The sequence below is a fragment of the Methylobacterium gossipiicola genome, from assembly GCF_900113485.1.
Lineage (GTDB): Bacteria > Pseudomonadota > Alphaproteobacteria > Rhizobiales > Beijerinckiaceae > Methylobacterium > Methylobacterium gossipiicola.
In genome coordinates this window covers 47574-70877 of the sequence record NZ_FOPM01000017.1, presented here as the reverse complement: position 1 = coordinate 70877, position 23304 = coordinate 47574, and the positions used below count along the sequence as shown (strand labels likewise).

Below are 23304 nucleotides of genomic sequence, written 5' to 3'. Positions count from 1 at the left end.
CCGGAGCAGCCATGACCGCCCCCGTCTCAGCCTCGTCCATCGGCACGGCCAGAACCATCCAGGGCAAGGGCGTGACGGACGAGGACCGCATCCTCGGCCTGCGCGTCAGCGCGATCCGGAAGACCAAGGGCCTCACACAGGCCGCCCTGGGCGAGGCCCTCGGCGTCACCTTCCAGCAGGTCCAGAAATACGAGAAGGGCGTGAACCGCATCGGCGCGGGCCGCCTGGGGACCATCGCCCGCTTCCTCGGCGTGTCCCTGTCCGATCTCTACGGCGATGAGGCGGTGGGCGGCGGGGACGAGGCCTTGGCCGTCCTGAACGAGCCCGGCGCCACCGAACTGCTCCGCCTCTACGCCGCCATCGCGAGCGCCGAGGACCGCCGCAGGGCCCTCACCATCGTTCGGGAGATCGCCAAGATCGGCACCGCCAAGCCGGCGGGGGACGCGTGAGCACCGGGGCGCGGACACTCCTCGCGCGGCTGGCGGCTGGCGAGGTCCTGCTGGTCACCATGACGGCGCTCTCCGGCCGGCTCTTCTGCCTCTCCCCGTCGGGGCGTGCCGTGACCGCCCGCCTCGCGGAGGCCGCGATCGGCGCCGACCTCGTGGTGCCAGCCGGGGATGGATTGTTCGGTCCTGCCTTTTCACAGACCTGGCGCTTGCGGCGGGAGGATCGGGCGGATGCCGATACCCCGTGAAAAGCTCGCCCTCTATCCCGGCGGATCGATCCGCTCGAAAGCCTGGCGCGACGGCGTCCGCCGGCCGATTCTCGCGCGGGCGGGCAATTGCTGCGAGGGCACGCCCCAGCGGCCTCATTGCCGGGCGGAGAACGGCCAGCCGCATCCGGAGACCGGATCGCGCGTCGTCCTGACCATCGCGCACATGGACCAGGATCTCGTCGACCACGGTGCGGAGAACCTGCGCGCCCTCTGCCAGCTCTGCCACAACCGCTGGGACCAGACCGCCCGCACCCGATCCGCCATCGCCACCCGTGCCCGCCGCCTCGGCGAAGGCACCCTCGACCTGTTCTGCGAGGCCAGCCCGTGACCATCATGCCCTTACGCCGCGTGGGAGCCGCCTGACCATGGCGCGCCCCCACATCGTCCCCCGCCTCATGACCAAGGCCGAGGCCGCCGCCTATTGCGGCTTCTCACCGGGCATCTTCGAGCGCCAATGCGAGGTCCGGCCCATGGCGTTCGGCGACAAGCGCCTGGAGCGCTACGATCGGTTCGACCTCGACAACTGGATCGAGGCCCGGAAGGCTCCGGCGAAGAGCGGGCTCAAGTCGATGGCGGATGCCATCGCGGAGTTCTGACACGTGGTCACCAAGCTCCGCATTCCCGGCGTGAAGCGCTATCGGGATCGGCACGGCCGCTGGCGCAACTATCACCGGGCCACCGGCAAGCCGATCCTCGCCGAGTTCGGCACCGCCGCCTTCGCCGCCGAGGTCAACGAGCTCAACGGCCTCGTGAAGCGACCGCCGCCGGTCGCCGACGGCACCCTCAAAGGGGTGATGGACGAGTACAAGGCCACACCGGCCTTCGCCGACCTCGCGATGGCGACCCGCTCGGGCTACGAGCGCTACTTCGACGTGGCGGCTCCCCTCCACGCCGTCCCGATCAAGAGCATCGATTCCGCCGGGCTCGCCGTGATCCGCGATAAGGTCGCGATGAAGCGCGGCCGGCGCACGGCCAACTACATGCTGTCCGTCCTGTCGGTGCTGTTCGGCTTCGCCATCGAGCGGAAATACGTCACCGCCAACCCCGTCCTGGTGGTGAAGCGGACGAAGCGCGACAAGAGCAAGCCGAAGGCGAACCGCCCCTGGACCCTCGCCGAGCGCCAGGCCGTCCTCAAGGCAGCGCCGCCGCACCTGAAGGTGCCCCTGGCCCTGGCCATGTTCACCGGCGTGCGGAAGGGCGACGCCCTCAAGATGCGCAAGGACGCGGTGAGGGGAGCCGTCATCGCCACGTCGAAGACCGGCGAGGAGGTGTTCATCCGCATCCACCCCGAACTGGCCGAGATCCTGGCGAGCGTCCCGGCCCACGCAGCGCCGACGATCGCCGCGACGTCGCGCGGCACGACGTGGACCGTGACCGGGTTCAACGCCGTCTGGATCAAGTTCAAGGGCAAGCTGGAGGACGAGGGCAGGATCGGTCCCGGGCTGACGATCCACGGGCTGCGCCACACCCTCGGCGGGCTGCTGGCTGACGCCGGCTGCGATCTCGACACGATCCGGCGCGTGCTGGGCCAGAAGACCCTCACGATGGCGCAGCTCTACAGCGAGCGCGCGAAGAAGGAGGTGGCCACCAAGGACGCCATGGACCGGCTCGATCCGCTGGGCACAAAAGCGAAAAGCGGTCAGACAAATGTCTAACCGCTCTGTCTAACCGATGCTAAGGGCTTCAGCCGATGCCTGCGTGATCGCTGCTAAGTCGCTGGCGATGCTGGGGAAAGAAATGGTGCCCAGAGACGGGATCGAACCGCCGACACTGCGATTTTCAGTCGCATGCTCTACCAACTGAGCTACCTGGGCCAACGGGCGGTTCGCGTGAGCGGCGCCGCCTGTTGGAGCCGGGGTATAGAGAGCGTTCGGCGCCCTGTCCAGCCGGTTTCGCGGGGTTTTTTCGCCGGCTGAGCGAGAGGTTCGGCTTGACAGGCGGCGGCCCGGTTTCGACCGGCGTCATGGGCGGCGCCAACGAAAAAAGCCCCCTCGGGAGAGGGGGCTTGCTGCGTCGATTCGGGGTCCGGGCGATCAGAAGGTGATGCCGGTCTCGATCATGTAGCGCTCCTGCGAGGTGCGGTTGCCCGTGCGACCGAAGCCGGTGCCGAGGGTGCCGAACGCGAGGTCGCCGCGGGTGATGTCGTAGAGCTGCACCGTCGAGAACTCGCCGCGCAGGAAGTAGCGGTCGAAGGTGAAGGTCGGGGTGATGGTGAACGACAGCGCTGAGCTGCCGGGGCCGTACAGGACCGAGGTCTGGACGGGGAAGTTGGCGCGGTTGCCGCTCTGGGTGATGTACTCGACGCGGCCGGCGACGGCGAAGTTGTCGGTGAAGGCGTAGCTGGCCAGCACGGCGGCGCCGAAGGTCTCGGCCCCGGCCAGACCGAGGAAGTCGTTGCGCTCGACGTTGGTGTACTGGATGTACGGCGAGATGATCACCGGGCCGTTGGCGTAGGTGTAGTTCGCGCTGACGATGGAGCTGTTCTGCAGCGTCTGCGGCGTGGCGAACTGGTAGCGCAGGCCGCGCCGAGTGACCGAATCGAAGTTGGTGGTGCTGCTGAAATGCGTGCCGCCGTTGATGCCCACCGTGTTGGCGGCGTCGATCTTGTAGACGATGGCACCCGTGATCCAGTTGATCTCACCCGAGTAGAACCCGTCCGTGGCGGCGAACGAGGCCGACCACGGACCGTCGCTGTAGTTCACCTGGACGCCCTGGTTGATGACGTTCTCCTGGTTGAACAGCAGGCCGCGCGAGATGTTCAGGTTCTGGAAGGTGAAGGGCAGCTCCGAGCCGATGAGGGTCGGCATGCGGCCGCCCTGGATCGAGAAATTGTCGTTGAACACGTACTTGCCGAACACGATCGGCACCGGCGAGTAAAGGAGATCGTTCTGCTCGATGGCGCTGTAGATCGGCGCCCCGAGGCCCGGGATCGTGTAGGCGCCGAAGGCGGCGTAGAATTGCAGCGGACCGTCGGCCTTCTGGATGAAGCCCATCAGGTTCGAGAAGTCGGCCCGGGCGGCGCGGTCGGCGTTGATGCCGGGGGGCGCGAAGGCCGCGGGGAACTGGTTGTTCTGGGTATAGAAATACCCCGAGACCGCGCCGCCGACGTAGATTTCGCCGAGGCCGCCGATGGTGAGGCAGGCCGGATTGGGGTTCTGCTTGATGATACCGCCGTAGGACGGGAACGTGATCTCGACCTTGCAGGAAGCCGGCACCACCGGAGCCACTACCTTGCTCGGCAGATCCGCGGCGTGAAGATACGTCGACGACAGGAGAAGGGTCGTCAGTCCAAGGAGCGCGTTGCGGCGGGCCATAATCAGGTCTCTTCGTGTTGGTTCGTTCCGTAGACTGAAGAGTCTCAAAGAAAGCGCCGAACGCCAAAGTCATCCTTTATGCAAGTGCCTATTTTTGAGGCAAAAAAAGGCACCCGCGGGGACTTGTGGCGGCGCTGTGGCATTATGGGAACAGCCGGGCGGCGCGGGTGATAAATCGTTAGCATTCGGTTAACCCTGGCCCGCTTCCCTCCGCCACCGAGCCCCGAGCCCCCGTGACCGCCGTCAGCATCATCGCCCCGGTCTTCGGGATCATCGTGATCGGTTGGGCGGCGGCGCTGACCGGGCTCCTGTCCGAGCGGGTGAGCGACGGGCTGTCGGAATACGTCTTCGCCATCGCGGTGCCGGCCCTCATCATCGGCACCCTGACGCGGCCCGGGCTGACGGGCGAGGTGACGTGGTCGTACTGGCTCGCCTATTTCGGCGGGGCCGGGCTGTCGTGGCTCGCCGGCTCGCTCATCGCCACCCGGCGCGCCGGCATCAGCCGTCAGGGGGCGGTGCTGCACGGCTTCGCCGCGAGCCAATCGAACACCATCTTCGTCGGGGTGCCGACGATCCTCCAGGCCTATGGCGAGGCCGGGGCGTTTCCCCTGTTCCTGCTGCTCGCCGTGCACCTGCCCCTGATGATGGGCTGCGCCACCTTCCTCATCGAGGCCGAGGGCGGGCGCAGCCTCGTGCAACGGCTGCGCGGCCTCGGCCGCGTGCTGGCGAAGAACCCGATCTTCGTGGCCCTCGGCATCGGCATGGCCCTGCGCCTGGCCGGCGTCGTGCCGACGGGCGTCGCCCGCTCCCTCATCGACGGGTTCGGGTCCACGGCGTCCACCTGCGCCCTGGTGGCGCTGGGCGCCGGCCTCACCCGCTACAAGGTGCTGTTCGATCTTCCGGGGGCGCTGGTGATCGCCGGCCTGAAGCTCGTGGTGCATCCCCTCGCCGTGTGGCTCCTCGCCACGAAGCTGTTCACCATGCCGCCGGCCTATGCGGGCGTCGCCACCCTGTTCGCCGCCATGCCCGTGGGAATCAACGCCTACCTGCTCGCCGTGCGCTACCGGGCCGAGACCGGCCTCGTCGCGGCTTCCGTCCTGGTCTCGACCCTGCTGGCACCGGTCACCACCGTGCTGTGGCTCACGCTTCTGGGGCGGGCGTGACGACGAACGGGTCGTCGGGCGGCGCGGCCTCGGCCCGGCGTCGGGCGGCGCGCTCGCCGGCCTCGGCCCCGCATTTCGCCACGTGGACGACGCGGTTGACCACCTGGAGGTTCGGCGCGCCCCAATAACCGAGGAGTTCGGGCCAGGGCGCCTCGCGGTGCTCGCGCCACACCCGGTAGAGCGGCACCCGGTGATCGACCTCGGCGGTCTTGAACAGGCGCTTGCCCGATTCCCGGCAGCGGTGGCCCTGGTGGCGCTTGAGCACCGTCACCTGCTCGGCGGGCGCGCACCAGAATTTCCAGGCGGTGACGCAGGCCGAATGCCACGCCGCGTTCTTGTTGGGCGTGCCGGCGCCCCACAGGTCCCGGTGCCAGCCGAAGCGGAACACCGGCTGGCCGCAGATGCAGCAATGGCCCCGGCCGCGGCTATGGGCGGGCTCCCGGTAGGGCGAGGGCGGCAGGCGGAACGTGTTCGCGAGGCCGGGCTCCGTGCCGAGGCGCCAGGTCCAGCCCTCGGGGGCGCCGGAGCGGGCGGCCAGCGCCCGGGCGAGGCGGTCGGCCCGCAGGATATGGGCGCGCCAGTAGCTCTCCACGGCGAGGCGCGGCGTCGGCGGCAGCAGCGGCCGCGCCAGGGCGTGCCGCAGGACCGGGGCGGGAAAGATCGCCGGCAGGGCCCGCTCCAGGCGCGCCCGCGACTTGGCGTTGCGGCTGTCGCGCCAAGACGAGCCCGATGGTTCGGACCCGGCCGGCGCGGCGTGATCCCCGTCCGCTCCGCTCACGGATGGGCGGCGGCGGCCGGGGCGGGGGCGGCGACGGGGGCCGGACGGCCCGCGATGACCTCGGACAGGAGGTTCAGGCGGCGGGCCAGATCCGCCACTTCGTTGAGGGCGATGGATTTCTCGCCGTTCTTGACCGCCCGGGTGATGTCGCTGAGTTGCAGCTTGGCGATGCGGTTCAGTTCGGCGGCGAGCTGGTCTCTCGTCATCGATCGGGTCTCGGACCTGTGTTGGAGTTATCCCTCCGGGGTAAGCCCGAACGGTTACCGATACGTTCCCCTTCCGTCCACGGTCCACACCATCGCATGGGGCACGGGCCGACGGCGAGGCCCGTGCGGCGCAGCCCGCCCAGTCCCCTCATCCTTCGAGGGCTCCGCTTCGCTCCGCCGCCTCAGAATGCGGGCGAGGGGAGGGGCATCATCGCGCTTTGCCGATATCGCCTTTCGGGATCGGTTGGGTCAGGCGTTGCCGCCCGGATATGTGAGCCCCACCGCCTCTCGGGCGTGGTGATCCGCGCCGGGTGAAGGCTGCGGGGATCGATCAGGGGCGGGACTACCTTTTAATTATTCCATTCAACTTATGTTGATTTATCGTCACGGCTGATCCTGCTCGACGAAAAGCCACGCTTTTCCGTCGGGCGCCACCTTGTCACACTCCCGTGATGCGCGCTCAACGGCACCGTTGACGGTGCGCCGATGCGCCCGCTCGGGCTCGGGAGTGGTCGCGATGGCGAGGGTGGATGGAAACGGCGCATTGCGTCTGGCGGCCGTGCTCGGCGGATTGGCGCCCCTCGCCGCCGCCGCCCAGCCCGCCGGGGTGCCGCAGGAGGTCGCCCTGTCGGAACTGTCGGTCGCCGGTTCGGGGATCGGGGTGGGCGAGAGCGCCACCAGCCCCGTCATCGGCTACCGGGCGGGACGCTCCGCCACGGCGACCCGCACCGACACGGCGCTGCGGGACACGCCGCAATCCGTCCAGGTGGTGCCCCGCGAGGTGCTGGAGGACCGCCAGGACGTCCGCCTCTCCGATGCCCTGCAGAACGTCAGCAACGTCCAGCCCGGCGGCACCCTCCAGGGGCGCTCGGACACCTTCGTGATCCGGGGTTTCCGCACCCAGGCCTACGCCATCGACGGCGTGCTCCTGAACCAGGCCAACAACTTCCTCTCGACCCAGCGCGACCTCGCCGATGTCGAGCGCATCGAGGTGCTCAAAGGCCCGGCCTCCGTGCTCTACGGCCGGGGCGATCCCGGCGGCCTCGTCAACATCGTCACCCGCCGCCCGACCCTGACGCCCTCCGGCGACCTGACGGTGCAGGGCGGCAGCTTCGGCTTCGCTCGGCTCCAGGGCTCGGTCTCGGGGGCGCTGCCCGGCACGGAGGGCTTTGCCGGCCGCGTCAGCTTCGCCGCCCAGGACGACCCGACGTTCCGCAATTACGGCGACGGTCGCAGCAATTCCCGCTTCTTCGTCGCCCCCGCCTTCACCTGGACGCCCACCGCCGACACCCGCGTCGAGTTCCTGGCCGAGATCACCCGGCAGGATTCGCAGTACGACGAGGGCCTCATCGCCCGCCGGGGCCGGGTGCCGCTGGACGACATCGCCCGCTTCTACGGCACCACGAACTCCCGGTATTCGGGGGCCTCGAACTTCGCGACCCTGCGGATCGAGCACGACCTCACCCCCGACGTGACCCTGCGCCAGATCGTCAACGTCCAGTCGGGCGGGTTCGACGTGTTCGCCGCCCGCGCCACGGCGGTGAACCCGGCCGGCACCCTGGTGACGCGCCGGGGCTCGTCCGTGGAATCGAACTTCGCGTCCCTCGACACGCAATCCGAAATCGTGGCGAAGTTCGACACGTTCGGGCTTCGCAACACCTTCCTGGCCGGGTTCGAATACACCAACGGCTACCGGAACCCGTATTCGCTCCAGACGGTCGCGACCACGACCACGAGCTTCCTCAATCCGGTGCCGCGCATCAATTTCGGCGCCTTCACGCTCCAGAGCGACATCCGGCAGCGGAACGATCTCTACGGCGTCTACCTTCAGGATCAGATCGACCTCGGGGCCGGGCTGCAAATCCTCCTCGGCACGCGGATGGATTTCGGCACGCAGTTCTATTTCAACCGGACGCCGACCTCGCGCACCGTTCCCCCCGAGCAGGAGCTCTTCGGTTTCTCGCCGCGCGTCGGCCTCGTCTACCGGCCCATCGAGCCGCTGACGTTCTATGCGAGCTACACCAACTCGTTCAAACCGCAGACCGACAACGTGCTGGGCGTCAACAACCCGCCGCCCGAGACCGGCGTGCAATACGAGGTCGGCGCCCGCTACGACCTCGTGCCCGACCGCCTGACCCTGAGTGCCGCAGCCTTCAGCATCACCCGCCAGAACGTCTCGGCCAACGACCCGGTCAACACCGGCTTCTCGGTGATCACCGGCGAACAGCGCTCCGAGGGCATCGAGGTCGATCTCGCCGGCGAGATCCTGCCGGGCTGGAAGATCATCGGCGGCTTGGGCTACCTCGATGCCAGGATCACCAGGGACACCACCTTCGCGGTGGGCAACCGCCTCGTCGGCGTGCCCGCGTTCAGCGGAAGCGTGTGGTCGACCTATCAGATCCCGGACGGCGAATGGCGCGGCCTCGGGGTCGGCTTCGGCGCGACCTATGTCGGCGCCCGGTTCGGCGACCTCAACAACAGCTACAAGGTCGGGGCCTATACCCGCCTCGATGCGGCTGTGTTCTACGATTACGAGCGCTACCGCTTCGCCCTGAACCTGCGCAACCTGACGGATGCCCGCTACATCGAGCAGCCGTTCAACACATTCAACAACCAGCCGGGGGCGCCATTCACGGTGCTGGCGACGATCACCGCGCGGATGTGAGGCGCCCCCGCCGGGGCGATCGGACCGCCCTTCCGTGCGCCGCGCGGGACCCAACGGCGTTGCGGATCGTTTGCGCAGGGGCGGGATGGTCGCCGCCCCATGAAAGCGAGCGGGATGGACACCGAGATCGAGCGGTTGCGGCGGGAAAACCGGGATCTTGTGGCCGAGATCGTGCGGTTGCGGGCGGAGGGCGCCGCGTCGGCCTGCGCGCCGGGCGGCAACGGACCCGACATCGCGTGCGACCTCCTGTTCACGGCGGCGGAGAAGACCCGCATGCCGCAGATCGTCACCGACCCGAACCTGCCCGACAACCCCATCGTATTCGCCAACCGGGCATTCCAGGAACTCTGCGGCTATTCGGCCGAGGAACTCATCGGCCACAACTGCCGCTTCCTCCAGGGGCCGGACACGGACCCCGCCGACGTCGCCCGCGTGCGGGACGCCATCGCGGCGCGGCGCGACGTGGTCGTCGAACTCCTGAACTATCGCCGCGACGGATCGACCTTCCGCAACGAACTCTACGTCAGCCCGGTTTTCACGGCCCGGGGCCACCTGCGTTACTACTTCGCCAGCCAGCTCGACGTCACCCGGTTCCGGACCGAGGAGGGCATGCTCGCCGAGAGCGAGGCGCGCTACCGGACCCTGTTCAACGCCCTGGACGCCGGCTTCTGCGTCATCGAGATGCGGTTCGACGCGGGCAGCCACGCCGTCGATTACCGGTTCATCGAGGCCAACCCGGCCTTCACGCAGCAGACGGGCCTGCGCGACGTCGTCGGCCGCTGGATGAGCGAAGTCCGGCCCGACCTCGATCGGAGCTGGCTCGACACCTACGGATCCGTCGCCCTGTCGGGCCGGGCCGTGCGCTTCGAGAGCGGCACCGTGGCGCCGGAGCGCTGGTTCGAGGTGCAGGCCCTGCGGATCGGCGAACCGGCCCAGCACCGGGTGGCCCTGCTGTTCAACGACGTCACCGACCGGCGCCGGGCCGAAGGCATCCTGCGCGACACCGCCCGCGAGCGCACCACGGAGCGCGACCTCGTGTGGCGGGCGAGCCGCGACCTCCTCGTGGTCTGCGGCTTCGACGGCCTCTGCCGGGCCGTGAACCCGGCCTGGACCGAGATGCTCGGCTGGCCGGAAGCCAGCCTCGTCGGGGCGTCGTTCCGCGCGCGCATCCATCCCGACGACGTGGCGGGGACGGAGGAAGCCTTCGCGCGCCTGCGGACCGGTGGGGTCCTCGACAATCTCGACGTGCGGATGCGGATGGCGGGCGGCGGCGAGCGGTGGATCTCCTGGAACGCGATTCCGCAGGGCGACCACTTCTACGCGGCGGGCCGCGACGTCACCGAGCGGCGGACCCTGGAGGAGCAGCTGCGCCAGTCGCAGAAGCTCGAAGCCGTGGGCCAGCTCACGGGCGGCGTCGCGCACGACTTCAACAATCTCCTCACGGTGATCCGCTCCTCCACCGACCTGCTCAAGCGTCCGGACCTGCCCGAGGAGCGCCGCCAGCGCTACATCGGCGCCATCTCCGATACGGTGACGCGGGCGGCCAAGCTCACGGGCCAGCTCCTCGCCTTCGCCCGGCGCCAGGCCCTGACCCCGGCGGTGTTCGATGTCGGCCAGAGTGTCGCCGCCGTGGCCGACATGGTCGGCACCCTCACGGGGGCGCGCATCCGGGTCACCACGGAGGTGGCGCCGAGCCGGGACCGGAGCGGACGGGACGTGCCCTACCTCGTCAATGCCGATCCGAGCCAGTTCGACACCGCCCTGGTGAACATGGCGATCAACGCCCGCGACGCCATGGAGGGCGAGGGCTGTCTCGATATCGGGGTGCGCAGCACCGCCGCCATCCCGTCCGTGCGGGCCCATCCGCTTGTGTCGGGGGATTTCGTCGCCGTGTCCGTGCGCGACACCGGCACGGGCATCCCCGAGGAGGATCTCGACCGGATCTTCGAGCCGTTCTTCACCACCAAGGGGGTCGGTCAGGGCACGGGCCTCGGCCTCTCCCAGGTGTTCGGCTTCGCCAAGCAATCGGGCGGCGAGGTGCTGGTGGAGAGCGCGCCCGGACAGGGCACCACCTTCACCCTGTACCTGCCCCGCGAGGTCGGGCGCGCCGTGGCGGCGGAGTCGGAGGCGGAGCCCGAGCCCCTCGCCGACGGCCACGGCACCCGCGTCCTCGTGGTGGAGGACAACGAGGAGGTCGGCGCCTTCGCGACGCAGGCCCTGCGCGAACTCGGCTACGACACCGCCTGGGTCCTCAACGCCGAAGACGCCCTGACCCGCCTGGAGCAACCGCCGCGCTTCGACGTGGTGTTCTCCGACGTGGTGATGCCGGGGATGAACGGCATCGACCTCGCCCGGGAGATCCGCCACCGCCATGCCGCCCTGCCGGTGGTCCTGGCCTCGGGCTACAGCCACGTGCTCGCCGAGCAGGGCACCCACGGCTTCCCGTTCCTGAGAAAGCCCTATTCGGTGGAAGACCTCTCCCGCGCCCTGCGCCGCGCCGTGATCCGGGCAGGCGCGCGGGGGTGATGCGGCGTTCCCTCGATGGGCGGCCGCTGGAGCGACCAGCCCGCGCGGCGTCCTGAATGCGTCGCGCGGCGTCCCGAATGCGTCGCGCGGCGTGCGGATGAAGCCGGCGCGGTGCCGTCAGCCCCGCGCCGCCGGCACCAGGGCGTCCACCGCCGCCGCCAGATCGTCGAAATGCGCGATCACCCGGTCGGGTCCCAGGGCCTCCACCGGCAGGTCGGTGTAGCCGAACGGCACGGCGATCACCGGAATGCCGGCGGCCTTGGCGGCGTCGATGTCGGCCCGCGAATCGCCCACCATCACGGCGCGGGCGGGGTCACCGCCGGCCCGTTCGATGGTGAGGGTGATGTGGCGCGGGTCGGGCTTGTAATGCGCGAAGGTGTCCCGGCCACAGATGGCGGAAAACCGCCCCGCGACGCCGAGCCGTTCGAGGAGCGCCAGGGCATGGGCCTCGACCTTGTTGGTGCAGACGGCGAGGGCGAAGCCGCGCCGCGCCAGGGCGTCCAGGGCTTCCGTCACCCCCGCGAACAGGTGGGAATGGTCGCAGAGGTGGCGGCCGTAATGATCCAGGAAGGCGACGAACAGGGTCTCCAGGCGGGAATCGTCGAGGGGTTCGCCCGCCGCCTCGAAACCGCGCCGGATCAGCGCCTTGGCCCCGGCGCCGATCATGTCGCGGGCCTGGGCGAGGTCGAGGGTCTTCAAGCCCTCCTGCGCCAGAATGGCGTTGAGGGTGCCGACGAGGTCGCCCGCCGTCTCGGCGAGGGTGCCGTCGAGGTCGAACACCGCGATGGGCGGCAGGCCGGACGGGGAACGGGCCGGCGAGGTTTCAACTGAAGACATGGGCGGGCTTTTCCGACGGGGGAGCGCCCGGACCGGGCGGGGCGCGAAACGGTGCCCCAGCGCTAGCGAGGCCTCGCCCCCCGGGCAAGCCGCATGGCGGCGGGTCACGGTTGTGCCGCAAGGCGGCGCTAGGGGCGCGCACGACCTTTCGAGAACGGGACCCCAGGGCGACCATGCGTCTGACACAGCGGACCTCACACCTCCTCGGCGCGGGCGTCGTCCTCGCCCTCAGCACGGGCCTGGCCTCGGCGAGTTCCTACGAATTCGTGCCCGCGCCGCAGATCGACCTCAACCGAGTGTACCGGGTCGACAAGGTCACGGGCGAGGTCACCTCGTGCCAGTACGGCCTGCGCGAGGGCGCCGTCGGCAGCGTCGGCGTCACCGTCTGCTACGGCGCCGGCGAGGGCGCGAGCGCCCAGGCGCCGTCCGAATACGGCCTCGTCGCCTCCCGCCACACCCGCGAGGCGGGGGTGTTCCGGGTGAATTACCGCACGGGCGAGATGAGCATCTGCTACGTCCAGCTCCAGAAGGAAGCCGTGGTCTGCACCGCCCAGGCCAACCCCGCCGGCCCCGAGGAGGTGGTGAGCCCCGCCCCCGGCCGGGCGAGCCCGAGCGTGACGCCGCCGCAAGGCGCCGCGCCGCGCCCCTGATTCGAGACCGGCATCGCCGCGCGTTGGACGGCGGTGCCAGCCGTGCTAGGGCCAACCCACCACCGCCATCCGAGCCCCGCCATGCCTCCTGCCGCTTCGATCCGTCTGTCCGCCGCCCGGTGCGCGGCGTGAGCGGGCCCGATCTGCGCCGCGCTGCCGCCGAGCGCGCCGTCGCCCTCGTCACCGACGGGATGCGCCTCGGAATCGGCACCGGCAGCACCGCCAACGTCTTCATCGCCCTGCTCGGCGCCCGGGTCCGGGACGGCCTCGACGTCGTGGGCGTGCCGACCTCGGAGGCGACGCGGGTGGCCGCCGAGGCCGCCGGCATCCGCCTCGCCACCCTGGAAGAGCTGCCGGAGCTCGACCTCACCGTCGACGGCGCCGACGAGATCGACGGGGCCATGCGCCTCATCAAGGGCGGCGGCGCCGCGCTTCTGCGCGAAAAGATCGTCGCCTTCGCGAGCCGCCGCATGGTGGTGATCGCAGATGCGGCGAAGTACGTCGAGACCCTCGGCGCCTTCCCGCTGCCCATCGAAGTCAACCCGTTCGGCCTCGGCGCCACCCACCGCGCCGTCGAGGCCGCCGTCGCCGCCGCCGGCTGCACGGGCCGGGTCGTCCTGCGCCGGAATGCGGGCAGCGAGCCCCTACGTACCGATGGCGGCCACCATATCCTCGATGCGCATCTCGGGCGGATTCCCGACCCCGAGGCCCTCTCGGCCGGCCTGTGGGCGGTGCCGGGCGTGGTCGAGCACGGCCTGTTCCTCGGCCTCGCCACCGGGGCGATCCTGGCCGAGGCGCGGGACGGGGCGGCGCACGTCACCTGCCTCGGCGCCGTCTGAGACGAGGCCCGCGCGGCGCCTGAGCGAAGCCGAACGCCGCCATCCCGAAGGGATCGACCGGCGTTCGTATGATCCGCATCGAAAGAAGTTTCCGGAGTGCTCCCCATGTTCCGCCTTCCGATCCGCCCGCGCGCCCTGCGCGCCGCCGTGGCGTTGACGCTGCTGGCCGCCCCCGCCGCATCGGTGTCGCCGGCCCTGGCGCAGAAGGCCGCACCGCCCAAGGCCGCGCCCCAGGCCGCGACACCGGCCCCGACCCCCGCCGCGAACACGGCCCCGTCCATCACCCCGTCGCACCTCGCCCTGGCGCGGGAGGTGATGCTGGGCTCGGGGATCGCCCGCTCGTTCGATTCCATCATTCCGGCCTTCAGCGAGCAGATCCGCCAGAACGCCGTGACCCGGCCGGAACTCACCAAGGATCTCGACGAGGTCCTGAACGGCCTTCAGCCCGAGATGGAATTGCAGAAGCAGGCGATGATCACCACGGCGGCGCGCATCTACGCCGCGCGCCTCACGGAAGCCGAGCTCGCCGACATCGCCGCCTTCTTCCGCTCGCCCGCCGGCAAGCGCTACGTCGAGACCCAGCCGCAGGTGCTCGACGGCATCGTCCAGGCCATGCAGGGCTGGACGCAGGAAGTGTCGGAATACGTCATGGTCCGGGTCCGGGCCGAAATGGCCAAGCGCGGCCACCAGATGCAGTAAGTGTGGCCGACCGACCCGGCCGCCATGAACGCCCCGGAACGCCTGCGCGGCGCCGGCGCCCTGACCCTGGCCGCCCTCCCCCTGGCGATGGCGGCGGCCAACCGCTCGAGCCCGGCCGTGATGGCCCTCAGCGCGGTGCTGTTCCTCGCCGCCGCCCTGGTCGAGGACCGGGGCGCGGCCCTCGCCACCCTCGTGGCTCCGCTGCGCACGGCGACGGGCCTCGTCGCCCTCGCGTTCCTCGGCTGGTGCGGCCTGTCCCTGGCGTGGAGTCCGTTCCCGGCCCTGAGCCTGCGAACGGCCGGCGAGTTCGGCCCCACCCTGTTCGCCGCCTACCTCGTGGCCCGGCTGGCGCCGGGGCGGATGCCGCCCGGAACCGCCCTCGCCGCCGCCTGGATGCTGGGGCTCGCCGGGCTCTACATCGTGGCCGACCTCGCGGCGGATCTCCCCGTCCAGAAGGCCATCGGGGCGCGGGTCGCGTATTTCATCTTCAACCGCCCGGTCCTGACGATCCTGCTCGTCGTCGGCCCCCTGGTCGCCCTGCTGGTGCGGCGCGGCCACCGCCTCGCCGCCGGTCTCACCAGCATTCTCGGCGTCGCCGCGATCCTGTGTTCGGTGAGCGGCGCCGCGACCCTCGGGTTCCTCGCCGGGACGGCCCTGGCCCTCGCCGCCTGGCTCCTGCCTCGGCGCGCCGGCCTCGGCCTCGCCGGGTCGGCCCTGGCCCTCGCGGTGATCCTCGCCCCCGTGGAGGGCGATCTGCTGCACCGGCTGATGCCGGAGGCGGCGCATGAGCGGCTGGTCCAGAGCAGTTCGCGGGCGCGGGTCGCCATCGCCCGCAGCTTCGGCGCGGCGGTGGCGGCCGATCCGTGGCGGGGCGCCGGCTACGGCACCGCCGGGCGCTTCGCCCACACGCCCGTGACCGACACCATCGCGCCGGACTGGCGCGGGATGCTGGCCGTGGGCCACCCGCACAACAGCTTCCTTCAGGTCTGGGCCGAACTCGGGATCGTCGGCGCCGGCCTGCTGGCGGCGCTGCTGTTCCTCCTGCTCCGCACCCTCGCGGCCCTGCCCCGGTTCCAGGCCGTGACGGCCCTGGGCCTCGTCGGGGCCGCGATCGCCGTCGCGTTCGTCGAGCACGGCGCCTGGCAGGGCTGGTGGGTGGCGGGCCTCGGCGCCGCCGTGACCTGGCTGCGCGAGGGCTGGAGCGACGCGGCCTGAACCGTCAGGCCGCCGCCGCCTCGACACGGTTGCGGCCGGCATGCTTCGCCCGGTACAGGGCGCGGTCGGCGCGCTTGAGCATGTCGCCGGGGCTCGTATCCTCGGGTCGACGCCACGACACGCCGATGGAAACCGTGACGGCGATCTTGAGGGTGTCGCGCTGGATCGCGAACGGCAGGGCTTCGACCCGCTCGCGGATACGCTCGGCGATGGCGTGGGCTTCCGTCGCCTCGGCATCGGGCAGGATGATCACCACCTCCTCGCCGCCGTAGCGGGAGACGATGTCGATGCCGCGCGTATGGGTGCGGATGCGGTCGGCGAAGGCGCGCAGCACCTCGTCGCCGGCCTCGTGGCCCCAGGTGTCGTTGATGGCCTTGAACCGGTCGATGTCGAGCATGAGGGCCGCCACGGGGCGCCCGCGCTGGACGGCTTCCTCGAACAGGGCACCCAGGTGGCTGTCGAGGTAACGCCGGTTGTGCAGGCCCGTGAGCCCGTCCATGATCGCGAGTTCCATGGAGGCTTGCACGGCGCCCCGCAGGGTGTCGGAGAACCGGCGACGCCGCACTTGCGTGCGCACACGGGCCACGAGTTCGTTCCGGTCCACGGGCCGCATGAGGTAATCGTGCACCCCGAAATCGAGGCCGCGCACCACCCGTGCCTTGTCGTGCGGCTCGGCGATCATCACCACCGGCATGGCCCGCGTCCGGTCGAGGGAGCGCAGCTGGCTACACAGGCGCAGGCCATCGAAGTCCTGAAGATCGAGGCTCACCAGGGCGAGGTCGAAAGCCCCGTCCGTGGCCAGCACCAGGGCCTTGTGCGGATCGGCCTCGACGGTGACGGCGTAGTGCTGGCCCAGGGCCGAGGACAGGCGGTCGGCCGCGCTCGCGCGGTCCTCCACCACGAGGAGCGAGGCGTTGAGCCCCGTCTCGGCGGTGGCCAGCGCCAGGGGATCGCCCATGCCGAAATCCCGCGACGCGAGGGCGCGGCAGCGGAGTTCGTCCGTCACGGCCTTCAGGCGCACCAGGCTGCGCACCCGGGCGAACAGGGCGATATCGTCGATGGGTTTGGTGAGGAAATCGTCGGCCCCGGCATCGAGGCCGCGCAGGCGGTCGGACGGCTGGTCGAGGGCCGTCACCATCACCACGGGCAGGTGGGCGGTGTTGGGGTCGTTCTTGAGCCGGCGGCAGACCTCGAACCCGTCCATGCCGGGCATCATCACGTCGAGGAGCACGAGGTCGCACAGGCCCTTGGCGCAGATCGCCAGGGCGTCCGGCCCGTTCATGGCGGCCAGAACGTCGAAATACTCCATCGTGAGCTTGGTCTCGAGGAGCTTCACGTTGGGAAAGAGGTCGTCGACGATGAGGATTCGGGCCGACATCGGTCCTCGCGCTTGGGGGTCGAAGGCACCGCCCACGCGGGCGGACGGACGGGCTCAGGAGGCTCGGCCGTCGCCGAGGTACTGGCGGACGGTGGCGAGGAAACGGGCCACGGAGATCGGCTTCGACAGGTAGGCTTCGCAGCCGCCCTCGCGGATGCGTTCCTCGTCGCCCTTCATGGCGAAGGCCGTGATGGCGATGACGGGAATCGCCTTCAGCTCGTCGTCCTCCTTGAGCCACTTCGTCACTTCGAGGCCGGACACCTCGGGGAGCTGGATGTCCATGAGGATGAGGTCGGGGCGGTGGGCGCGGGCGAGTTCGATGGCCTCGATCCCGTTGGCGGTCTTGAGCGTCGCGTAGCCATGCCCCTCCAACAGGTCGTTGAAGAGCTTCATGTTGAGCTCGTTGTCCTCGACGATGAGCACGGTCTTTGTCATGGCCCATTGTTCCCGGCGTTCGAGCGGCGCATTCGTCTCTGGAAAGCATGGCCGGCCAGAGGAGGAATAGCGGATACATGTTGACGAAACGCAAACCCGACGACGGTCGCGATTCGGCCGAACGCCTCGCCCTCGCGATCCTCGCCTGGATGGCGACGGACGACGAACGCCTCTATCCCTTCCTCAACGCCACCGGCGTGACCCCCGACACGTTGCGGGCCAGCGCCGCGGAGCCCGGCTTCCTCGCCGGCCTCCTCGATCACGTCATGGGCGACGAATCCACCCTCATGGCGGCGTCGGAAGCCCTAGCGGTGCCGCCCGAGCGGATCGCGGCGGCCTGGCGCCGGCTCTCGCCCACGGAGTTCGACGACGGGTTTGCGGAGCCCACCCCGGGCAGCGAGGATTTCTGAGGCGCGTTCCGCGCGGCCGAGACCTCAGGACTTGCAGTCCGTCGCGGCCGGCAACTTGTCGAGGCGGGTGAGGTTGCCCGCCACGGCGAACTCGCCGTAATCGAGGCGCAGGTTGCCGCTCACCCCGTTCTCGTAGAGGTCGAAGGTGAGGACGTAGATCGGCGTCCGCTCGCCGGAACCGGCGGTGAAGTAGCTCAAGGTCACCGGCCAGTGGGTCATTCCCGCCATGTCCCCCTCGCGCAGGGGCTTGTCGCGGTCGCCCTCGGCCTGGGACACGTCTGCCTTGGAAGGGTCCGCCTTGGAAGCGTCCGCCTTGGAAGCGTCCGCCTTGGCCGGCGCCGCGTGCCCGATCACCGCCAGGGTGTCGTAGACCTTCCGACCGTCGTCGGTGCCGTCGTAGACCTTGACCGAGAGGGTGGTGGTGCCTCCCCGCGCGGCCTCGATGAGGCGGCGCATGTGGGCCGTGGGGAACAGCACCTCGCCCTTCGCCTCGAACACCTCGCGCTTGGGTTCCTTCAGGCGCACCTTCAGGGCCTCGGCCGTGACCTCGGCGGTGCCGTCCACGGACTGGCCGGGCGCCCCGTTGAGGAGGGTGCCGACCTTGAAGCGGTAGCTGCGCCCGTCGGCGCCCTCGAAGGTGGTGTTGCGCAGATCGGACGTGCGGCTGCCGGTCTCGCCGCTCTCCAGCACCGTCACCTGCCGGGTCTGCATGCTGTAGCCCTTGCAGGCATCGCCCGAGAATTCGATGACGATGCGCCCGCGCGCGCTCTCCACCGCCCGGGTGCCGCCGCTCTGGGCCAGGGAAAGGTCGTAGATCGCCCGGTGGCTGGCGAGGCGCACGGGCTCGGCGGCAACCGCCCCGGTGGCCGAGAGTCCGGTGAGACCGACGATCAGGCAAGCCGTGGCGCGGGACAGACGCATGGAGTCTCCAACGGGGGCGGCGCGGACCGGCGCCGCGCGGGCTTGCCACCAGATAGGCCGCGCCCCGGCCAGCGGCAACGTCGCGGCGCCCCGCCGTGCCCCGGCGCGCGGGCAACCGAACGCCGCCGCTCCGCGAAAATCCGACGATGGGCGGATCCGTGGTGGAAATTCGACGGCGCATCCCTCCGGGTCCGAGGCCGCTCTTGCCTCCGACTCGGACGCTCCTGTACGGTTCGCCCATCGCCGAAGAGAGCCCGAGGCGAACGTCACCCATCCGGACCCGAACGCCCCGGCCACGGTCTTCCGTCGCCGGTTGTTCGTGCCCGCGAATCGGGGGTGATCTGTGGACGATGGCGGAGGGGGCGATGACGGAAACGGTTCCGAGCTGGTCGGACGAGCGCGTCGATCTCCTGCGTCGCCTGTGGCAGGAGGGCTTGAGCGCGAGCCGGATCGCCACGCAGCTCGGCGGGGTGAGCCGCAACGCCGTCATCGGCAAGATCCATCGCCTCGGCCTGTCCGGACGCGGCGCCAAGGGCGTGGAGGCCCCGGCGGGCGACGAGGTGCGCAAGGCCGCCCGCGCCGTCGAGGCCCCGGCGGCGGTGACCGAGACGAGCCCCGCCGCGACGGCGATCCGGGAAACCGGTACGGTCGTGCAACTGCAACCGGCCCAGCCCCCGGCCCCCGAGGCGCCGGTCTCGGCGGCCGAGCCGGAGCCCCTGGCCCTGACCACCTCGCGCCGGGTGACGATCATGGATCTGCGCGAATCCATGTGCCGCTGGCCCCTCGGCGACCCGACCAAACCGGATTTCCATTATTGCGGCGAGCGGGCCATCACCGGCCTGCCCTATTGCCCCTGCCACGCCCAGATCGCCTATCAGCCGGCGGCCGAGCGCAAGCGCGACCGCCGCGTCGGCGGCTTCCGCTGAGGCCGGCGGGCCGGGCTTCCGCCCGGCCGGATCGAGCCTATTCGGTGCCCGCGAACATCTCGTCGAACGAGTAGCCCGAGCCCCGCACCGTGCGGATCGGGTCGCTCTGGCGCGCCCGGTTGAGGGCCTTGCGCAGGCGCCCGACATGGACGTCGACCGTGCGCTCGTCGATGTAGACGTCGTGCCCCCAGACCCCGTCGAGCAATTGCTCGCGCGAGAACACCCGGCCGGGGCTCTGCATCAGGAATTCGAGGAGCTTGAACTCCGTCGGCCCGAGGTGGATCTCGCGACCCTCGCGGCGGATGCGGTGGCTGAGGCGGTCGAGCTCGATGTCGCCGGCCACCAGGAGGTTCGCCACGTGGGCGGGCTTGGCCCGGCGCAGGAGGGCGCGCACGCGGGCGAGGAGTTCGGGCACGGAGAACGGCTTGACGATGTAGTCGTCGGCGCCGGTGCCGAGGCCGCGGATGCGGTCGCCCTCCTCGCCCCGGGCCGTGAGCATGATGACCGGCAGGCGCTCGGTCTCGCGGCGCGCCCGGATGCGGCGGCAGAGCTCGATCCCCGACAGGCCCGGCAGCATCCAGTCGAGGAGCACGAGGTCGGGGGTCTGCTCCTGCATCCGCAGGTCCGCCTCGTCGCCGCGCGCGGCGGAATCGACCACGAAGCCCTCGGCTTCGAGGTTGTAGCGCAACAGGAGGGTCAGGGCCTCCTCGTCCTCGACGATGAGGATCCGCGTACTCATCACAACCGTCCGCTCATGCGGCGACGCGGCCAGGCCCCGTCGCGCTGGTTTGGCAGGATCGGAGCCGGTTTCCCGCCTCCGACCGATGCGTCCGTCTCCGGCCGATCCGTTCGGCCTCGGGTCCCCCCTCCCGTCGGGAGAGGGAGCCCGTCATGCCCCGCCGATCCCGGAGGATCGATGACGCGGCGGCCATGTCGATCGCTCCGCTCAGGCGCTGGCGCCGGGGAGCGGCAGGTCGACGGTGGCGTAGTTCGAGGCGTCGTTCTTCGGGCGGTCGCTCTCGGCGAGGCTGTTGACGCCGGTGACGAGGTAGTCGATCGTCTCCGCGATGTTGGTGGTGTGGTCGCCGATGCGCTCGATGTTCTTGGCGCAGAAGAGCAAGTGCGTGCAGAACGAAATGTTGCGCGGGTCCTCCATCATGTAGGTCAGGAGTTCGCGGAACAGGGAGTTGTAGAGGGCGTCGATGGCGTCGTCGCGCTCCCACACGTCCAAAGCCGCCTTGGTGTCGCGGCTGCCATAGGCGTCGAGGACGTCCTTCAGCTGCTCCTGCACGAGGTCGCTCATGTGCTGGACGCCGATGACGATCTTCTGCGGCTGGATCTGCTCGGCGATGGCGACGACGCGCTTGGCGACGTTCTTGGCGAGATCGCCGATGCGCTCGAGGTCGTTCGAGACCCGGATGGCCGAGACCGTCTCGCGCAGGTCGATGGCCATGGGCTGGCGCCGGGCGATGAGCAGGATCGCCCGCTCCTCGATCTCGCGCTGCAGGGTGTCGAGGCGCCGGTCGGCGGCGATGACCGCCTGGGCGAGGGGCACGTCGCGCCGCACGAGGGCGTTGCTCGCGTCGGTCATCATCTTCTCGGCGATCCCGCCCATCTCCGAGATGGAGCGGCGCAGGTCTTCGAGGTCGGTGTCGTAGGAACTGACGATGTGGTCGGGCATGTCGCACTCCTCGGTCAGGTCTCGTCCGGGAAACCTGCCACAGGGCGGTGAGGGTGCCTCGTGAAACGCCACGGTCCCGGACGGTTCTCGTTCCGATGCCGACGGCACAGCGGGCGTTTCGTGGGAGGCACGAGGGCGAAATCGAGGGGGCGACGCGCCCCCTCCTCCGAAAGGATCAGCCGAAGCGGCCGGTGATGTAGTCCTGGGTCTGGCGCTTCTCGGGGTTCATGAAGATCCGCGTGGTCGGACCGAACTCCACGAGCTCGCCGAGATACATGAACGCGGTGAATTGCGAGATGCGCGCGGCCTGCTGCATGTTGTGGGTCACGATGACGATGGTGAACTCCGAGCGCAGCTGCTCGATGAGCTCCTCGATGCGGCCCGTCGAGATCGGATCGAGGGCCGAGGTCGGCTCGTCGAACAGGATCACTTCCGGGCGCTGGGCCACGGTGCGGGCGATGCACAGGCGCTGCTGCTGACCGCCCGAGAGGCCCATGCCGGATTGCTTGAGCTTGTCCTTCACCTCGTCCCACAGGGCGGACTTGCGGAGCGACTCCTCCACCCGCACGTCGAGGTCGGCTTTCGGCAGCTTCTCGTAGAGGCGCAGGCCGAAGGCGACGTTGTCGTAGATCGACATGGGGAACGGGGTCGGCTTCTGGAACACCATGCCGATGCGCGAGCGCAGTTCGTTGAGATCGACCTTGGCATCGAGGACGTTCTGACCGTCGAGGAGGATCTGCCCCTCGGCGCGCTGGTCCGGATACAGGCTGTAGATCCGGTTGAAGGTGCGCAGCAGGGTCGATTTCCCGCAGCCCGAGGGGCCGATGAGGGCCGTCACCTGCCGGTCGTGGAAGTCGAGGTTCACGTTCTTCAGGCCGTGGAAGCTGCCGTAATAGAAGTTGAGGTCCTTCACGGCGATGCGGACGGGGGCATTCTCGTCCGCCTTGTGGCGTCCGGTGAGCTGCGCGGAGGTGATCCCGTTGGCGGCGTTCATCGGTGGCGAGTCCTTCGGTCGAACAGGGGAGGCCGTGGGGCGTGGCGGGGGATCAGCGCGCCCGTTGGGGCTTGATGACGAAGCGGGCGACGATCGACAGGGCGAGGATCGTGACGGTGATGAGAAGCGCCCCGGCCCAGGCGAGCTGCTGCCAGTTGGCGTAGGGCGAGAGGGCGAACTGGTAGATCATCACCGGCAGGTTCGGCACGCCGCCCATGAGGTTGGACGAGAACCAGCTGTTGTTGTTGAGCGCCGTGAACAGGAGCGGCGCGGTCTCGCCGGCGATGCGGGCCAGCGCCAGGATGATGCCGGTGACGATGCCGGCGGACGCCCCGCGCCACGTGATGGCGGTGATGACCTTCGAGGGCGGAGCGCCGAGGGCCGCGCCGGCCTCGCGCAGGGTGGCGGGCACGAGGCGCAGCATGTCCTCGGTGGTCCGCACGATCACCGGCGTGGCGATGATGGCGAGCGCGACCGCGCCGGCCCAGCCGGAATAGCTGCCCATGGGTCGAACCATCAGGGTGTAGACGAACAGGCCGATGAGGATCGAGGGCGCCGAGAGCAGGATGTCGTTGAGGAAGCGGATGAGGTCGGCGAGCTTCGAGTGGCGGCCGTACTCGGCGAGGTAGGTTCCCGCCATGACGCCGATGGGCGTGGCGACGAGGATGCCCAGCACCGTCATCACGAGGCTGCCGAGGATCGCGTTGGCGATGCCGCCGCCGTCCGATCCGGGGCCCGGCGTCGGCTCCGTGAAGAGCAGGGGCGAAAAGCCCTTCACGCCCTCGATGATGAGCATGGCCAGGATCGAGCCGAGCACGACGATGCCGACGAGGGTGGCGGCCGTGCTGGCGCCGACGAGCAGCTTGTCGGCGACCCGGCGGCTCGGGCGGACCCGGCTCGCCCGCAGGGGCGGCGCGGCGGGGATGAGGGTGTTGGTCGCGTCCATGGCTTT

25 protein-coding genes and 1 tRNA gene are annotated in these 23304 nt (G+C 70.1%); 14 read left to right on the top strand and 12 right to left on the bottom strand.

The window, feature by feature from the left end:
- The first annotated feature begins 11 nt into the window (after positions 1-11).
- Genes BM249_RS14870 through BM249_RS14850 form a run of 5 tightly spaced genes read left to right on the top strand, consistent with a single transcriptional unit; the run spans position 12 to position 2370 of the window.
- Positions 12-449 (top strand): helix-turn-helix domain-containing protein, encoded by a 438-nt coding sequence (locus BM249_RS14870; RefSeq protein WP_091973204.1) that lies wholly within the window; start codon positions 12-14, stop codon positions 447-449.
- Positions 446-694, top strand: a complete 249-nt coding sequence (locus BM249_RS14865) for a hypothetical protein (RefSeq protein WP_091973201.1) — start codon at positions 446-448, stop codon at positions 692-694. Before BM249_RS14870 ends, BM249_RS14865 begins: the two co-directional genes overlap by 4 nt.
- Positions 678-1043: a hypothetical protein gene (locus BM249_RS14860; protein WP_091973198.1), complete on the top strand. Its 366-nt coding sequence runs from the start codon at positions 678-680 to the stop codon at positions 1041-1043. Before BM249_RS14865 ends, BM249_RS14860 begins: the two co-directional genes overlap by 17 nt.
- A gap of 37 nt (positions 1044-1080) precedes the next feature.
- A complete protein-coding gene (locus BM249_RS14855) occupies positions 1081-1311 on the top strand; it encodes a hypothetical protein (RefSeq protein ID WP_091973196.1) in 231 nt (76 codons plus the stop codon).
- A 3-nt stretch (positions 1312-1314) separates the two neighbouring features.
- Positions 1315-2370 (top strand): tyrosine-type recombinase/integrase, encoded by a 1056-nt coding sequence (locus BM249_RS14850; protein ID WP_091973194.1) that lies wholly within the window; start codon positions 1315-1317, stop codon positions 2368-2370.
- An 83-nt stretch (positions 2371-2453) separates the two neighbouring features.
- Here BM249_RS14850 and BM249_RS14845 read toward each other — a convergent pair.
- A tRNA-Phe gene (locus tag BM249_RS14845) sits at positions 2454-2529 on the bottom strand.
- A gap of 219 nt (positions 2530-2748) precedes the next feature.
- Positions 2749-4029, bottom strand: coding sequence for an outer membrane beta-barrel protein (locus BM249_RS14840; protein WP_091973192.1), 1281 nt, complete (start codon positions 4027-4029; stop codon positions 2749-2751).
- Between the two features lie 233 nt (positions 4030-4262).
- Between BM249_RS14840 and BM249_RS14835 the strand changes: the two genes are divergently transcribed.
- Positions 4263-5192, top strand: a complete 930-nt coding sequence (locus BM249_RS14835; RefSeq protein ID WP_091973190.1) for an AEC family transporter — start codon at positions 4263-4265, stop codon at positions 5190-5192.
- Here BM249_RS14835 and BM249_RS14830 read toward each other — a convergent pair.
- A complete protein-coding gene (locus tag BM249_RS14830) occupies positions 5170-5970 on the bottom strand; it encodes a hypothetical protein (protein WP_091973188.1) in 801 nt (266 codons plus the stop codon). The genes BM249_RS14835 and BM249_RS14830 overlap by 23 nt on opposite strands.
- Positions 5967-6176: a hypothetical protein gene (locus BM249_RS14825; protein WP_091973186.1), complete on the bottom strand. Its 210-nt coding sequence runs from the start codon at positions 6174-6176 to the stop codon at positions 5967-5969. The genes BM249_RS14830 and BM249_RS14825 overlap by 4 nt, the downstream gene beginning before the upstream one ends.
- 517 nt (positions 6177-6693) lie before the next feature.
- Between BM249_RS14825 and BM249_RS14820 the strand changes: the two genes are divergently transcribed.
- Together BM249_RS14820 and BM249_RS14815 are read left to right on the top strand one after the other, a co-directional pair.
- Positions 6694-8841, top strand: a complete 2148-nt coding sequence (locus BM249_RS14820; RefSeq protein WP_091973184.1) for a TonB-dependent siderophore receptor — start codon at positions 6694-6696, stop codon at positions 8839-8841.
- A gap of 99 nt (positions 8842-8940) precedes the next feature.
- A complete protein-coding gene (locus BM249_RS14815; RefSeq protein WP_425284834.1) occupies positions 8941-11367 on the top strand; it encodes a PAS domain S-box protein in 2427 nt (808 codons plus the stop codon).
- Between the two features lie 117 nt (positions 11368-11484).
- Here the strand turns inward: BM249_RS14815 and BM249_RS14810 are convergent, their stop codons facing one another.
- On the bottom strand, positions 11485-12204 hold the full coding sequence (locus BM249_RS14810; protein WP_091973180.1) for an HAD family hydrolase: 720 nt from the start codon (positions 12202-12204) through the stop codon (positions 11485-11487).
- Positions 12205-12377: 173 nt separating this feature from the next.
- Between BM249_RS14810 and BM249_RS14805 the strand changes: the two genes are divergently transcribed.
- The 4 genes from BM249_RS14805 (at position 12378) to BM249_RS14790 (ending at position 15607) form a co-directional block, all read left to right on the top strand.
- A complete protein-coding gene (locus BM249_RS14805) occupies positions 12378-12854 on the top strand; it encodes a hypothetical protein (RefSeq protein ID WP_244528767.1) in 477 nt (158 codons plus the stop codon).
- A 128-nt stretch (positions 12855-12982) separates the two neighbouring features.
- Complete coding sequence (gene rpiA, locus BM249_RS14800) at positions 12983-13693, top strand: ribose-5-phosphate isomerase RpiA (RefSeq protein ID WP_091973289.1); 711 nt, start codon at positions 12983-12985, stop codon at positions 13691-13693.
- A 105-nt stretch (positions 13694-13798) separates the two neighbouring features.
- On the top strand, positions 13799-14392 hold the full coding sequence (locus BM249_RS14795) for a DUF2059 domain-containing protein (protein WP_091973177.1): 594 nt from the start codon (positions 13799-13801) through the stop codon (positions 14390-14392).
- Between the two features lie 24 nt (positions 14393-14416).
- Positions 14417-15607 carry an O-antigen ligase family protein gene (locus BM249_RS14790; RefSeq protein ID WP_091973287.1) on the top strand — a complete coding sequence of 397 codons (1191 nt, stop codon included), beginning with the start codon at positions 14417-14419 and terminating at the stop codon, positions 15605-15607.
- Positions 15608-15611: 4 nt separating this feature from the next.
- Here the strand turns inward: BM249_RS14790 and BM249_RS14785 are convergent, their stop codons facing one another.
- Entirely contained in the window at positions 15612-16985 is a 1374-nt protein-coding gene (locus tag BM249_RS14785; protein ID WP_091973174.1) for a PleD family two-component system response regulator, read from the bottom strand.
- A gap of 54 nt (positions 16986-17039) precedes the next feature.
- Positions 17040-17420 (bottom strand): response regulator, encoded by a 381-nt coding sequence (locus BM249_RS14780; protein ID WP_091973171.1) that lies wholly within the window; start codon positions 17418-17420, stop codon positions 17040-17042.
- 77 nt (positions 17421-17497) lie between these two features.
- Here BM249_RS14780 and BM249_RS14775 point away from each other — a divergent pair, with 77 nt between their 5' ends.
- On the top strand, positions 17498-17830 hold the full coding sequence (locus tag BM249_RS14775; RefSeq protein WP_091973168.1) for a DUF3572 domain-containing protein: 333 nt from the start codon (positions 17498-17500) through the stop codon (positions 17828-17830).
- Between the two features lie 24 nt (positions 17831-17854).
- Here the strand turns inward: BM249_RS14775 and BM249_RS14770 are convergent, their stop codons facing one another.
- Positions 17855-18751, bottom strand: coding sequence for a cell envelope integrity EipB family protein (locus BM249_RS14770; RefSeq protein WP_091973165.1), 897 nt, complete (start codon positions 18749-18751; stop codon positions 17855-17857).
- A 365-nt stretch (positions 18752-19116) separates the two neighbouring features.
- Between BM249_RS14770 and BM249_RS14765 the strand changes: the two genes are divergently transcribed.
- Complete coding sequence (locus BM249_RS14765; RefSeq protein ID WP_091973284.1) at positions 19117-19677, top strand: GcrA family cell cycle regulator; 561 nt, start codon at positions 19117-19119, stop codon at positions 19675-19677.
- Between the two features lie 37 nt (positions 19678-19714).
- Here the strand turns inward: BM249_RS14765 and phoB are convergent, their stop codons facing one another.
- From phoB to pstA, 4 genes are all read right to left on the bottom strand, one after another.
- On the bottom strand, positions 19715-20416 hold the full coding sequence (gene phoB / locus BM249_RS14760) for a phosphate regulon transcriptional regulator PhoB (protein WP_091973163.1): 702 nt from the start codon (positions 20414-20416) through the stop codon (positions 19715-19717).
- 207 nt (positions 20417-20623) lie between these two features.
- A complete protein-coding gene (phoU, locus tag BM249_RS14755) occupies positions 20624-21358 on the bottom strand; it encodes a phosphate signaling complex protein PhoU (RefSeq protein ID WP_091973160.1) in 735 nt (244 codons plus the stop codon).
- Positions 21359-21533: 175 nt separating this feature from the next.
- Entirely contained in the window at positions 21534-22352 is an 819-nt protein-coding gene (gene pstB, locus BM249_RS14750; protein WP_091973157.1) for a phosphate ABC transporter ATP-binding protein PstB, read from the bottom strand.
- 52 nt (positions 22353-22404) lie between these two features.
- The gene (gene pstA, locus BM249_RS14745; RefSeq protein ID WP_091973154.1) at positions 22405-23298 is read right to left on the bottom strand and encodes a phosphate ABC transporter permease PstA; all 894 of its coding nucleotides are present in this window, start codon (positions 23296-23298) and stop codon (positions 22405-22407) included.
- Between the last annotated feature and the right edge of the window lie 6 nt (positions 23299-23304).

Coding starts and splice junctions, on each gene's coding strand:
- BM249_RS14790 (WP_091973287.1), top strand. CDS start 14,417: ATGAACGCCCCGGAACGCCTGCGCGGCGCCGGCGCCCTGACCCTGGCC.
- BM249_RS14815 (WP_425284834.1), top strand. CDS start 8,941: ATGAAAGCGAGCGGGATGGACACCGAGATCGAGCGGTTGCGGCGGGAA.
- BM249_RS14820 (WP_091973184.1), top strand. CDS start 6,694: ATGGCGAGGGTGGATGGAAACGGCGCATTGCGTCTGGCGGCCGTGCTC.
- BM249_RS14810 (WP_091973180.1), bottom strand. CDS start 12,204: ATGTCTTCAGTTGAAACCTCGCCGGCCCGTTCCCCGTCCGGCCTGCCG.
- BM249_RS14780 (WP_091973171.1), bottom strand. CDS start 17,420: ATGACAAAGACCGTGCTCATCGTCGAGGACAACGAGCTCAACATGAAG.
- BM249_RS14795 (WP_091973177.1), top strand. CDS start 13,799: ATGTTCCGCCTTCCGATCCGCCCGCGCGCCCTGCGCGCCGCCGTGGCG.
- phoB (WP_091973163.1), bottom strand. CDS start 20,416: ATGAGTACGCGGATCCTCATCGTCGAGGACGAGGAGGCCCTGACCCTC.
- pstA (WP_091973154.1), bottom strand. CDS start 23,298: ATGGACGCGACCAACACCCTCATCCCCGCCGCGCCGCCCCTGCGGGCG.
- BM249_RS14870 (WP_091973204.1), top strand. CDS start 12: ATGACCGCCCCCGTCTCAGCCTCGTCCATCGGCACGGCCAGAACCATC.
- BM249_RS14765 (WP_091973284.1), top strand. CDS start 19,117: ATGACGGAAACGGTTCCGAGCTGGTCGGACGAGCGCGTCGATCTCCTG.
- BM249_RS14860 (WP_091973198.1), top strand. CDS start 678: ATGCCGATACCCCGTGAAAAGCTCGCCCTCTATCCCGGCGGATCGATC.
- BM249_RS14775 (WP_091973168.1), top strand. CDS start 17,498: ATGTTGACGAAACGCAAACCCGACGACGGTCGCGATTCGGCCGAACGC.
- BM249_RS14770 (WP_091973165.1), bottom strand. CDS start 18,751: ATGCGTCTGTCCCGCGCCACGGCTTGCCTGATCGTCGGTCTCACCGGA.
- BM249_RS14840 (WP_091973192.1), bottom strand. CDS start 4,029: ATGGCCCGCCGCAACGCGCTCCTTGGACTGACGACCCTTCTCCTGTCG.
- phoU (WP_091973160.1), bottom strand. CDS start 21,358: ATGCCCGACCACATCGTCAGTTCCTACGACACCGACCTCGAAGACCTG.
- BM249_RS14785 (WP_091973174.1), bottom strand. CDS start 16,985: ATGTCGGCCCGAATCCTCATCGTCGACGACCTCTTTCCCAACGTGAAG.
- pstB (WP_091973157.1), bottom strand. CDS start 22,352: ATGAACGCCGCCAACGGGATCACCTCCGCGCAGCTCACCGGACGCCAC.
- BM249_RS14805 (WP_244528767.1), top strand. CDS start 12,378: ATGCGTCTGACACAGCGGACCTCACACCTCCTCGGCGCGGGCGTCGTC.
- BM249_RS14855 (WP_091973196.1), top strand. CDS start 1,081: ATGGCGCGCCCCCACATCGTCCCCCGCCTCATGACCAAGGCCGAGGCC.
- BM249_RS14825 (WP_091973186.1), bottom strand. CDS start 6,176: ATGACGAGAGACCAGCTCGCCGCCGAACTGAACCGCATCGCCAAGCTG.